Annotated in this window: 13 protein-coding genes; 7 read left to right on the top strand and 6 right to left on the bottom strand. The window is 69.4% G+C overall.

What is annotated here, in order from left to right; all coding sequences use genetic code 11:
• Positions 1 to 199 precede the first annotated feature (199 nt).
• Together WA670_RS33100 and dxr are read right to left on the bottom strand one after the other, a co-directional pair.
• Positions 200 to 1402 (bottom strand): M50 family metallopeptidase, encoded by a 1203-nt coding sequence (locus tag WA670_RS33100; protein WP_134668094.1) that lies wholly within the window; start codon positions 1400 to 1402, stop codon positions 200 to 202.
• 172 nt (positions 1403 to 1574) lie between these two features.
• Complete coding sequence (gene dxr, locus WA670_RS33095) at positions 1575 to 2771, bottom strand: 1-deoxy-D-xylulose-5-phosphate reductoisomerase (RefSeq protein ID WP_134734560.1); 1197 nt, start codon at positions 2769 to 2771, stop codon at positions 1575 to 1577.
• Between the two features lie 93 nt (positions 2772 to 2864).
• Between dxr and WA670_RS33090 the strand changes: the two genes are divergently transcribed.
• Both WA670_RS33090 and WA670_RS33085 read left to right on the top strand, forming a co-directional pair.
• Positions 2865 to 3119 (top strand): DUF2631 domain-containing protein, encoded by a 255-nt coding sequence (locus WA670_RS33090; protein WP_037810410.1) that lies wholly within the window; start codon positions 2865 to 2867, stop codon positions 3117 to 3119.
• Between the two features lie 42 nt (positions 3120 to 3161).
• Complete coding sequence (locus WA670_RS33085) at positions 3162 to 3836, top strand: peptidylprolyl isomerase (RefSeq protein WP_037810408.1); 675 nt, start codon at positions 3162 to 3164, stop codon at positions 3834 to 3836.
• A gap of 62 nt (positions 3837 to 3898) precedes the next feature.
• Here the strand turns inward: WA670_RS33085 and WA670_RS33080 are convergent, their stop codons facing one another.
• Together WA670_RS33080 and WA670_RS33075 are read right to left on the bottom strand one after the other, a co-directional pair.
• Positions 3899 to 4147: a hypothetical protein gene (locus tag WA670_RS33080; protein ID WP_134734561.1), complete on the bottom strand. Its 249-nt coding sequence runs from the start codon at positions 4145 to 4147 to the stop codon at positions 3899 to 3901.
• Between the two features lie 102 nt (positions 4148 to 4249).
• On the bottom strand, positions 4250 to 4855 hold the full coding sequence (locus tag WA670_RS33075) for a TetR/AcrR family transcriptional regulator (protein ID WP_336160148.1): 606 nt from the start codon (positions 4853 to 4855) through the stop codon (positions 4250 to 4252).
• Between the two features lie 65 nt (positions 4856 to 4920).
• Here WA670_RS33075 and WA670_RS33070 point away from each other — a divergent pair, with 65 nt between their 5' ends.
• The 3 genes from WA670_RS33070 to WA670_RS33060 are packed head-to-tail and all read left to right on the top strand — an operon-like array spanning position 4921 to position 7119.
• Positions 4921 to 5514, top strand: a complete 594-nt coding sequence (locus tag WA670_RS33070) for an NADPH-dependent FMN reductase (RefSeq protein WP_238607762.1) — start codon at positions 4921 to 4923, stop codon at positions 5512 to 5514.
• Positions 5511 to 6860 carry a DHA2 family efflux MFS transporter permease subunit gene (locus WA670_RS33065; protein ID WP_199817480.1) on the top strand — a complete coding sequence of 450 codons (1350 nt, stop codon included), beginning with the start codon at positions 5511 to 5513 and terminating at the stop codon, positions 6858 to 6860. The genes WA670_RS33070 and WA670_RS33065 overlap by 4 nt, the downstream gene beginning before the upstream one ends.
• A gap of 49 nt (positions 6861 to 6909) precedes the next feature.
• On the top strand, positions 6910 to 7119 hold the full coding sequence (locus WA670_RS33060; protein WP_043827737.1) for a DUF1737 domain-containing protein: 210 nt from the start codon (positions 6910 to 6912) through the stop codon (positions 7117 to 7119).
• On the opposite strand, the gene WA670_RS33055 is transcribed toward WA670_RS33060, so the two are convergent.
• Both WA670_RS33055 and WA670_RS33050 read right to left on the bottom strand, forming a co-directional pair.
• On the bottom strand, positions 7085 to 8851 hold the full coding sequence (locus WA670_RS33055) for an MFS transporter (RefSeq protein ID WP_037810399.1): 1767 nt from the start codon (positions 8849 to 8851) through the stop codon (positions 7085 to 7087). The genes WA670_RS33060 and WA670_RS33055 overlap by 35 nt on opposite strands.
• 146 nt (positions 8852 to 8997) lie before the next feature.
• Positions 8998 to 10371, bottom strand: coding sequence for an FAD-linked oxidase C-terminal domain-containing protein (locus WA670_RS33050; RefSeq protein ID WP_037810397.1), 1374 nt, complete (start codon positions 10369 to 10371; stop codon positions 8998 to 9000).
• 104 nt (positions 10372 to 10475) lie between these two features.
• On the opposite strand from WA670_RS33050, the gene WA670_RS33045 reads away from it, so the two are divergent.
• Complete coding sequence (locus WA670_RS33045) at positions 10476 to 10727, top strand: hypothetical protein (RefSeq protein ID WP_336160143.1); 252 nt, start codon at positions 10476 to 10478, stop codon at positions 10725 to 10727.
• A 41-nt stretch (positions 10728 to 10768) separates the two neighbouring features.
• On the top strand, positions 10769 to 11263 hold the full coding sequence (locus WA670_RS33040) for a MarR family transcriptional regulator (protein ID WP_037810394.1): 495 nt from the start codon (positions 10769 to 10771) through the stop codon (positions 11261 to 11263).
• Positions 11264 to 11288: the final 25 nt, after the last annotated feature.

Genomic DNA, 11288 nt, shown 5'->3' with positions numbered 1-11288 from the left:
CCCCACCATCAGCTGGCGGGTCTTGCGACGCTCGGCGAGAACGGGCGGGGGCAGAGCGGGCATACCTAACGCGACGGTCACGCTTCCAGCGTACCCACCCCACCCGGGCGCGGTTCAACGAAGTCAGCCGACGCGGTGAGCAGCGTTACCCCCGGTCGGGCGGCCGGGAACGCGCGCGTGACCCGCCAGGTGCGCGCGGTTACTGCAGGCGGATCGGATTCACGATGTCGGCCGTCACCGTGAGCAGCGTGACGCCGCCGCCGATGACCACTAACACCATCGTGATCGCGGACAGCTTCGTGTAGTCGACCGGGCCGCCCGCGGGTTTGCCGCGCAGGCCGCGCAGCCAGTCGCGCACCCGCTCGTACCAGACGATCGCGATGTGCCCGCCGTCCATCGGCAGCAGCGGCAGCAGGTTGAACACGCCGATGAAGAAGTTCAGGCTGGCCAGCAGCAGCAGGAACACCTGCCACAGCCCGGCCTCGACCGCCTCGCCGCCGAGCCTGCTCGCGCCGACGACGCTGACCGGGGTGTCCGGGTCGCGCTCGCCGCCGAAGATCGAGTTGAAGACCGCCGGGATGCGCTTCGGGAAGGCCATCAGCCCGTCCCACGTGCGGGCGAACATGTCGCCGGTGAACGACGCCGCGCCGCCGAACGCGCCGAGCGGGCTGTACTGGATGCTCCGCGCGACCCCGACGCCGACCGCGCCGACCGATTCGGTGCCGCCGTTCGCGGCCGGGCGGGTCACCTTCGGCACGTCGACGACGAACGTCTCCTGCTTCCCGCCGCGGTCCACGACCACCGGGACCTTCCCGGAGACCGCCTTGACCTGGGTCACCATCGCGTCCCAGGTCGGCGTCGGCTTGCCGGCCACCGAGACCACGACGTCGCCGGGCAGCAGGCCCGCCTTCTTCGCCGGGGCCGGGTCGCCGGGCTGGCAGACCGGGTTGTTGACCTGCTCGACCGTGGTGCCGCCGCGCACGCAGTCCGAAATGGTCGAAACGATCGGCTTCTGGTCCACGTTCGGCAGGCCCATGGTCGCGGCCATGACGAACAGCACGATGAAGCCGAGCAGGAAGTGCGTGATGGAGCCGGCCGACATCACGACGGTCCGCTTCCAGGCCTTGAACCGCCACATCGCGCGCGGGGCCTCTTCCGCGGTGACCTCGTCGAGCGCGGTCATGCCGGCGATGTCGCAGAAGCCGCCGAGCGGGATCGCCTTGAGGCCGTACTCGGTCTCGCCGCGCCGGAAGGAGAACACCGTGGGCCCGAAGCCGACGAAGTACCGGCGGACCCGCATCCCGAACATCCGGGCGGTGACCATGTGGCCCGCTTCGTGCAACGCGACCGAAACACAGATCGCGAGCGCGAAGAGCACCACGCCGATCACATAGGCAAGCACGGGCCCTGCACCTCACCCCTCAGCCGCGGCCCGCGATGCGGTGGCGGCAGGTTCGTCGTCTTCCACGGCTCCAGGCGGTGAGACCACCCGAGAAAGTTCCGGGTTCAAGTATCCGCCGCCAGCGTGAAACCAGTGTTGCATCGACCGGCGCGGCTTCGCGCACCGGTCGCGCTCATCCCAGCAGCTCGGCGGCCCGGGTGCGCGCCCACTGCTCCGCGGCCAGCACGTCCGCGACGTCGCGGGGTTCGCGCCGCCATTCGTCCGCGTCGGACACCACCTGCGTCACCGTGTCCACAATCGACAGGAACGATGCCTTGCCCGCCAGGAACGCGGCCACCGATTCCTCGTTCGCCGCGTTGTAGACCGCCGGGAGGCAACCGCCCGCGGTACCCGCCTCGCGCGCCAGCTCGACGGCGGGGAACGCCTCGTTGTCGACCGGTTCGAAGGTCCAGCTCGCCGCGGTGTCCCAGGAGCACGCGGCGGCCGCGCCCGGCACGCGATGTGGCCAGTTCAGCGCCAGCGCGATCGGCAGCCGCATGTCCGGCGGGCTGGCCTGGGCGATCGTGGAGCCGTCGGTGAAGGTGGCCATCGAGTGCACGATCGACTGCGGGTGCACCGTCACGTCGATCCGCGAGGGTTCGATGCCGAACAGCAGCGACGCCTCGATCAGCTCCAGGCCCTTGTTCACCAGGGTGGCCGAGTTGATGGTGATCAGCGGGCCCATCGACCACGTCGGGTGCGCCATCGCCTGTTCGACGGTGACCTCGCCGAGGTCCGCGCGCTTCTTTCCCCGGAACGGACCGCCGGACGCGGTGAGCACGAGCCGCGCGACCTCGTTGTCCTCGCCGGAACGCAGCGCCTGCGCCATCGCCGAATGCTCGGAGTCGACCGGCACCAGCTGTCCCGGCTTCGCCGCGGCGAGCACCAGCGGACCGCCGGCGATGAGGGATTCCTTGTTGGCCAGTGCGAGCGTCGCGCCGGTGGCGAGCGCGCGCAGCGTCGGGTCGAGGCCCTGCGAACCGGGCAGCCCGTTGAGCACGACGTCGACCGGCACCGATTCGATCAGCTCGGCCACCGCGTCCGCGCCGGCGAGGATGCGCGGGAGGCGGAACTCGCCCTTCGCGTACCCCCTGCGCTGGGCCTCGGCGTACAGCGCGAGCTGCACGTCTTCGACCGCCGTGGGCTTCGTCACGGCGATGGCCGCTACTTCGTGCGCGATCGCTTGCTGGGCGAGCGCCGCCGGATCGGAACCTCCGGCGGCGAGGCCGGAGACGGTGAACAAATGCGGATTACGTGCGGCGACGTCGAGCGCCTGGGTTCCGATGGACCCGGTGGAGCCCAGCACGAGGATGCTTCGCGAAGTAGTCATCAGCAAGCATTATGGCCCGGGTCGTGTCCGCGTGGCGGCCAGCGGTGTGGGATCATGCGAGGGCACAACGTCAGGCGGTTTGAAGGAGTGGTCGTGGCAGGCAAGGCGGTCGAGAAGCGCCCCGAGGTCGACCCGCGCGACGAGCCGTCGGCGGAGTGGGGCTGGCACGGCTCGTTCCCGAAGGCCACCCGCATCGCGGGCTGGGTGTCCGCGGCCATCCTGCTGGTGATGATCAAGGGCAACCACGAGAACAACACCGAGAACGTGTGGCTCGTCGGACTGGCCGCGTTCCTCGTCCTGCTCCTGCTGCTCGACCTGCGCAAGAGCCGCACCGCCTGGCGCAAGTAAGCCCTGGCGCGGGCGGCCCCGGATTCGCTAGTTTCCGGGCTCATGAAGCCACGCTGGGCCGCGCTCGCGGCCGCCGTCATCGCCGGTCTTTCCCTGTGCACCGCGGCCCCGGCCAGCGCTGCCCCCGCGGTGAAGCCGCCGGTGGTGAGCTGCACCTTCACGCCGACGCCGGACAACCCGGCGGCGCGTCCCGTGCTGCGTCCGCTGCCGTTCGCGCTCACCCGCGGGACGGTCGACGTCACCTTCCACTACAACTACGGCCCGGTCACCGTGCGGCTCAACCGCGCCGGGGCGGCCCCGTGCGCCGTCGCGAACATGACCAGCCTGGTGCTGCAGCACTTCTACGACCGTTCGCAGTGCTGGCGGCTGTCGAACTCCGCGCGCCTCGGCGTCCTGCAGTGCGGCGACATCTACGAGGTCGAAAAGGGCGGACCGGGCTACAAGTTCCCGGACGAGGTCACCGGAGCCGAGACCTACGAGCGCGGCACCGTCGCGATGGGCAACCAGGGCCCCGGCACCAACGGATCCGAGTTCTTCATCGTGCACTCGTTCGCGCACATCCCGGCGAACTACTCGGTGCTCGGCAAGGTGGTGCGCGGCATGGAGGTCCTCGACCGGATGGTCGCCGACGGCATCATCCCGACCGACCCGAACGGCCCGCTCGACGGAGCGCCCAAGCACCCGGTGAAGATCCGCTCGGTCAGCTTCGGCTGGTGAGCCTGCAGGCCCGCAGGAAGACGCCGACGAACCGGCCGTGTACGGGAACCGAAACCCTCGCCTCACCAATACTCGTCGGGGTTGGCCACGACATCCCGCGCCAGCTCACGCACCTGAACACGGTCATCGTCCGCCAACGAAGCGATCACCGCCCTCGACTCAGGCGTGTCGATATGCAGCAACGCATCCATCGCCCCCAACGCGACGTCGTAATTCACAAACCGCTGCGACCCGCGTTCGACGCAAGCCCCGAGATCCTCGCACTCTCGCAGCCGCTCCTCCATCTCGTCGTGCGACAGAGAAGCGTCCATGACAACTTTCTCCACCTCCGCACAGGTAAGCATCAGCCCGCAAAACCCTTCAGCTCGTCATATCGATATCCGAGGATTCGCGTCCAGTGAAGATCCGCTCGGTCAGCTTCGGCTGGTGACGCCCGGCGCGTAAGCGCGCAGGAAAACGCCGACGCCGGACCGGACCAGCGCTTCCCAGTCCTCCCCCTGTTCGGCCGCGGCGGCGCTGCCCGCGGTGAGCTGCACGAGGTGCACCGCGGCCAGCGACGGGTCGTCCAGCTCGAGGCGGCCTTCCGCGGCGAGCCTGCGGAGATGCCCGGCCAGCGCCAGCCGTACCCGGGTCGGGCCGCGTTCCTTCCACGCGGCGACCGTTTCCGGAGCGATGTGGTCCAAATCCGCCTGGATTTGGCGCACCAGCGCCCAGTGCGGTTCGGTTTCCGGATCGCGTTTCGCCCACTGGAGGCCGAACTCGACGAGGTCGGCCTCCAGGTCGGCGATCCGGCCGAGGAGCTTGTCCGCGACCGCGATCTGCCGCTGCGCGACCCGGTCCGAGCTGTCCAGGATCACCGCGCGGAAGAGCCCGGCCTTGTCGCCGTAGTGGTTGTAGATCGTCCGCGACGAGACGCCGGCCTCGGCCGCGAGCACGTCGATGCTGGCGCGCGAGTAGCCGTCCCGCGCGAACACCCGCAGGGCGCCGTCGAGCAGAGCGCGTTGTTTGTCTGTCCGCACCGGCTCAGTATGCCGAAGTACAACGACCGTTGCAAAAACTACAACGATCGTTGTACCTTCGGGGCATGACTTCTCCGCTTCGCATCGCCGTCGTCTCCGGAAGCACCCGCCCCGGCCGCCGGGCGACGCAGGTCGCCGAATGGACCCGCGCCCGCGCCGCCGCCTTCCTCGGCGACCGGGCCGACGTGCGGGTGCTCGACCTCGCCGAAATCGACCTCCCGTTCCTGGACGAACCGCTGCCCGCCGCGCTCGGCGGCTACCGCAACGACCACACCCAGCGCTGGGCCGAACTGATCGACGGCTTCGACGGCTACGTTTTCGTGACGCCCGAGTACAACCACTCCATGCCCGCGGCGCTCAAGAACGCCATCGACTTCCTGTTTTCCGAATGGGCCGACAAAGCCGCCGGTTTCGTCAGCTACGGCACCAACGGCGGCACGCGCGCGGTGGAACACCTGCGGTTGACGCTCGCCGAGGTGAAGGTCGCCTGCGTGCGCTCGCAAGTCGCGCTGGGACTGTTCACCGACTTCGCCATCCCGGACATGGCCGAGCCCGGCACCTTCACTCCCGCCGAGCACCACGAAGGCATCCTGACCCGGATGCTGGGGGAACTTGTCGACTGGTCGACCGCGCTGCGCACCCTGCGAGCTTCGCGATGACCACGGTTGCCGCTCCGATCGACCGCGCGACGTGGCGGATCTGCTGGATCATCGTGTTCGGCGCGTTCGCGAGCGGACTCGACGCGTCCGTGGTGACGATCGGCCTCGACTCGATCAGCAGCGATCTGGGCGCGGATCTCTCGGTGACGCAATGGATCGCGAGCGGCTACCTGCTCGCGCTCGCCCTGTCGCTCCCCTTGACCGGCTGGCTCGCGCGACGTTTCGGCGCCGGCCGCGTGTGGCTCGTCGCGCTGGCCGCGTTCACCGTGACGTCCGGCTTGTGCGCTGCCGCGCCGGACGTCGTGCTGCTCATCGCTTTCCGGTTCCTGCAAGGCTTGGCGGGCGGTGTCCTGATCCCGGCCGGGCAAACCGTTCTGGGACAACAGGTCGGCGCCGCACGGCTGGGCCGGGTGATGGCGACGCTCGGGATCGCGGTGAGCGTCGCGCCCGCGCTCGGCCCGCTCGCCGGAGGCCTGATCCTGCACGGGCTTTCGTGGCCGTGGCTGTTCCTGATCAACCTGCCGATCGGGGCGGTCGGCCTGGTTCTCGGCCTCCGGTACGTGCCCCGCGGCTCTCGCGAGAACCCTGGCGGGATCGATTTCGTCGGCCTGGCCCTGATCGCTGCCGGGCTGCCGTTGGTCCTCTACACCATCACGACCTGGGGCGACACCGGACAACTCGAGTGGCCGATTCTGGTGCCCGGTCTCGTTTTGCTGGTGTGGTTCGTGCGGCGACGGCATCCGCGTCCGCTGCTGGACTTTTCCCTGTACCGCAACCGGCTTTACCGTGCCGCCAGCCTCGCCGCCGCTTTCAACGGGGCGCTGATCTTCGGCAGCGGGATCGTGGTGACGTTGTATTTCCAGCTGGGTCGGCACCTGGATTTCGTTGACACCGGCCTGAGTTTGCTCGGTTTCGCCGGTGCTACGGCAGCGATCGCGCCGGTGACTGGGCGAGCGGTGGATCGGTACGGCGCCGCACCGGTCGCGTTGGTGGGCGCGGTGCTGGCGGTGGTGTGCACGGTGCCGTTCGCGTTCCTGCCGGTGGACGCACCGGGTGTGCTCGTGCAGATTCTGCTTGCCGGGTATGGGGCTTCGGTGGCTTTGGTGAGCATGCCGATGGGGATCGCGGCTTACAAGACTGTTGAACCGTCCCGGCTTCCGGACGCGGCCGCGCAGGTGACGATCCTGCTGCGGGTGGGCGGCTCGCTCGGGGGCGCGGTGTTCGCGGTGCTGATCGCTGGACGGTTGCCGGACGTCGACGCGGCGTTCCGGCTGGGATTCGCGGCGATCAGCGTGGGAGCGGTGGGGGCGCTGGGGACGGCGTGGATGGTGCGGAGGGCCTCGTGAGCGGCACTCCGGTGAGAACCGGCATCGCCGCCCACGACATCATGACCGCATGAGCACACCCCCGGACGGTCTCCCCGTCTACCGAGTCCTCACCGGTCCCGACGACGCCGCCTTCTGCCGCCGGGTCAGCGAAGCCCTCGCGCTCGGCTATCGCCTGCACGAGGGCCCCGCGTTGACCTTCAACGGCGAGAACGTCATCGTCGCCCAAGCCGTGCTGTGGCCCGCTACCGATCGCTCCGCGGAGACACCAGCTCGCTAGGCCCGCCGCCGGATTCCCCGGCCACCGCGGCCAGTTCCTCGCCCACCGACTCCGACGACTTCTTCGTGTCCTTCGTCAGCAGCGAAGCCACCGCGCCGATCAGGCACACCACGATCGCGAAGCCGAACGCCACCGCCAGGCCGTCCTGGAACGGGCCCGAGATCAGGTTCGGGAAGAAGCTGCGTCCGGTCAGGAAGCTCGCCTGGTCGGCGGGCAGGTGGGCGAGCTGGCCGCCCAGCAGCTGCTGGATCGGGTTGTACCCGAGGAACGCCGCGAACAGCACCGCGACCGCGGGCAGGTGAGCGACCTGTTGCGCGGCCGCCTCGGGGACGCCGTGCTGGGTCAGGCCCTGCGACATCGCGATCGGCAGGTGGTCCGACAGGCCGGCGATGATCAGGCTGAAGAAGAAGCCGATCGACAGCACCATCGCCGCGTTCTGGAAGGTCGTCATCATGCCCGCGCCGGAGCCTCGCGCGTCGGCGGGCAGGCTGTTCATCACCTCGGCCCGGTTCGGCGAGGAGAACATGCCCATGCCGATGCCGTTGAGCAGCAGGATCCCGGCGAACGCCCAGTAGTCGAAGTTCACCGGCAGCAGCGTCAGCAACAGGAACGTGAGCGCGGTGATGACCAGGCCGCCGGAGGCGAGCGCGCGGCTGCCGATCCGGTCGGACAGGATGCCGGACGTCGGCGCGGCCACCAGGAAGCCGATGGTCAGCGGCAGCATGTAGATCCCGGCCCACAGCGGCGTCTGCTCGAAGGTGAAACCGTGCTGCGGCAACCAGATTCCCTGCAGCCAGATGATCAGCACGAACTGCAGCCCGCCGCGCCCGAGCGACGCGGTCAGGTTCGCCAGGTTGCCCCAGCTGAACGAGCGGATCCGGAACAGCGACAGCCGGAACAGCGGGTTCGGCACCTTCGTCTCGATCACCACGAACGCGATCAGCACCGCGACCCCGCCGATCAGGCAGGACAGCACCATCGGGCTGCCCCAGCCGGTCTGCGACGTGCCGTACGGCTGGATTCCGTAGGTGATCCCGACCAGCACCGCGATGAGGCCGACCGCGAAGGTGATGTTGCCCCACCAGTCCATTTTCGCGTGCTGGCGGACGCCGGTGTCGTGCAGTTTGACGTACGCCCAGATCGTGCCGATGACGCCGAAGGGCACCGACACCAGGAAGATCAGGTTCCAGTTCACCGGCGCGAGCACGCCGCCGACGACCAGGCCGAGGAACGAGCCCGCGATCGCCGCGACGCCGTTCATGCCGAGCGCGAGCCCGCGCTGGTTGGCCGGGAAGGCGTCGGTGAGGATGGCCGACGAGTTCGCCATCAGGAACGCGCCGCCGACGCCCTGCACGATCCGCCAGCCGATCAGCCACAGCGCGGCCGCGTCGCCGTCGAACCAGGTGATCGCCAGCATGATCGAGGAAACGGTGAAGACGGCGAAGCCGAGGTTGTACATCCTGGCCCGGCCGTACATGTCGCCGAGCCTGCCGAACGCCACCACCAGCACCGCGGTGACCACGAGGAAGCCCATGATCATCCACAGCAGGTAGCTCGTGTTCGACGGTTCCAGGGGGTTGATGCCGATGCCCTTGAAGATGTCGGGCAGCGCGATCAGCACGATGGACGAGTTGATCGTCGCGATCAGCATCCCGAGCGTCGTGTTGGACAGCGCGATCCACTTGTACCGCGGACCGAGTTCCGCGATCGAATACGTCCTGCGCTCCGCCACTGTCGAAAACCCCTCTCCCAGCCGTTCCCTTAGCTAGGCTAAGCAAGTTGCTTGCGGTAGGCAACCAACAAAAGAAAACGACTGGGAGACAAGGGTCACAAACGGATGACTATCCTTTGTGGACTGTTTACTTTCACTCGGTCGAGTTACCGCTGGACGGGACCGCCGACGACCTTTCCGGGGTTCAGGATCCCGTGCGGGTCGAGGGCGTTCTTGACCGCGTGGTGCAGGTCGAGAACCGCTGGTCCCAGCTCCTTTTCGAGACCGGGCCGCTTCAGCAGGCCGACCCCGTGCTCGCCGGTCACCGTCCCGCCGAGTTCGAGCGCGTCGGCGACGATGTCGTCGAACGCGGCCTGCGCGCGGCGCTGCGCGTCGTCGTCCCCGGTGGGCGTGATCAGCAGCGGATGCAGATTCCCGTCGCCGATATGCGCGATATTGGCGATTTGCGTATTGTGCCGCTGCGCCGCCAGATCGATCCGGGCGAGCATTTCCGGCACCAGATGCGTCGGCACGCAGACGTCCTCGGTGAGCACCGGGCCGAGCCGTTCCAGCGCCGGGTACGCCAGCCGCCGGGCGGCGAACAACGCGTCCGCCTCGGCCTCGTCGGTCGACTGCGCGGCCCAGGTCGCGCCCGCCTTCTCGAAGCACTCCACCATCACCGCGGCCTCGTGCCCGCCCGGCACGTCGCTGCGGCCGAGCAGCACCACGTTCGCGTCGGCGGACAAGCCCATGTTCTTCCAGGCGTCGACCGCGGCGAGGCAATGCCGGTCCACCAGTTCCAGCGCCGACGGCACGATCCCGGCCGCGCGGATCGCCGCCGCTGCTTCCCCCGCCGCGACCGTCGAGTCGAAGTAACCCGCGACGGTCGCCTCCGTCGCGCGTTTCGCCCGCAGCCGCACGGTGATTTCGGTGATGACGCCGAGCGTTCCCTCCGAACCGACCATCAACCCGGCGAGGTCGTACCCGGCGACGCCCTTCGCGGTGCGGCGGCCGAGCCGGACGAGTTCGCCGGTGCCGGTGACGACCTGCAGCCCGAGCACGTAGTCGCGGGTCACGCCGTACTTCACGCAGCACACGCCGCCCGCGTTGGTCGCGACGTTGCCGCCGATCGTCGACCACGGCGAGCTGGCCGGGTCCGGCGGATACCAGAGCCCGTGTTCCGCGCAGGCCGCGCGGAGATCGTCGTTGACCACGCCGGGTTCGACGACGGCGAGCCGCTCCACCGGGTCGATCTCCTTGATCTTGGTCATCCGGTCGGTCGCCAGCACGACGCAGCCGGCCAACGCGTTCGCGCCGCCGGACAGTCCGGTTCCCGCACCACGCGGGACCACCGGTGTGCCGTGTTTGATGCATTGCCGCACGGTCGCCTGCACCTCGTCCGCGGTGCGCGGGCGGACCAGGACCGCCGGTTCGCCGTACGGGGCCCACTCCGCCTCGTCGTGCGCGAAGCTGCGCAGCACATCGGGGTCCCGCACGATCCGGTCGTCCGGCAGGACGGTGTGCAGGTCGTCGATCAGCATGGGGGCTCCCGTGTTCTTCCGGTCCGCTTTTCCCCGTCAGGTTAGGTCGAAATCCGCGCGGCTCGTTCGACGTATCGGTGAGAGCGAGCTTCGAGGAGGCAGCCATGAACCGCACCGACACCACCGTCACCCGCCGCGGGATCTCGATGCTGCGTGCCGTCGCCGCCGGGCGCGGGCGGCTGACCTGCAGCTGCGAGCCGGATCTGTTCGTGGACGGCCTGCCGTGCAGCGACCAGTTCACCGCGCACGCGCTGGCGCGCGCCGGTCTGCTGCGCGCGCGGGAATCCAGGCCGTTCGGGCAGCCGGTGCCCGCCGTGCTGACCCCGGCCGGGGAAGCGCTGCTCGCCGCCGCCTGACCCGGCTACGCTGACCAGCGAGAAACGGGAGGGCGGAGCAGATGGCGTCCGGAGCATCCGGGACGGAGTCGGCGCGGCGCAGGCGGCGCACCACGGTGGCCCTCAAGGAGTCGCTGCGGGAACTGCGCAATCAGCTGTCGCTGCTGAACCACCAGGTCGGCGGGCGGCTGAAGCTCAAGGACGTCGACCTCGACTGCCTCGAACTGATCTCGACCGGCGGACCGCTGAGCCCGAGCGCGCTCGCCCGCCGCGCTGGTCTGCACCCGGCGACCGTGACCGGCATTCTCGACCGCCTGCAACGCGGCGGATGGGTGGTGCGCGAACGGGATCCCGACGCGGCCGACCGGCGCGCGGTCACCGTGCGGGCGGTGCCGGGCCGTACGCAGGAACTGTTTCGGGTGTACGGCGGGATGAACTCGGCGATGGACGACCTGTGCGCCGGGTACACCGAAGACGAACTCATGCTGATCGCCGGGTTCCTGCGCCGCACCGCCGAAGCGGGCCGGGCCGCCACCGAGGAGCTCTCCGGGGAATGACAGAAGGGCCTCGCCGCTTCGCCCG

This window comes from Amycolatopsis sp. VC5-11 (genome assembly GCF_037034185.1).
In the GTDB taxonomy this organism is placed as follows: Bacteria; Actinomycetota; Actinomycetes; order Mycobacteriales; family Pseudonocardiaceae; genus Amycolatopsis; species Amycolatopsis nivea.
Note: the sequence above shows the minus strand (reverse complement) of the source record. Positions and strands in the feature narration are given on the sequence as shown.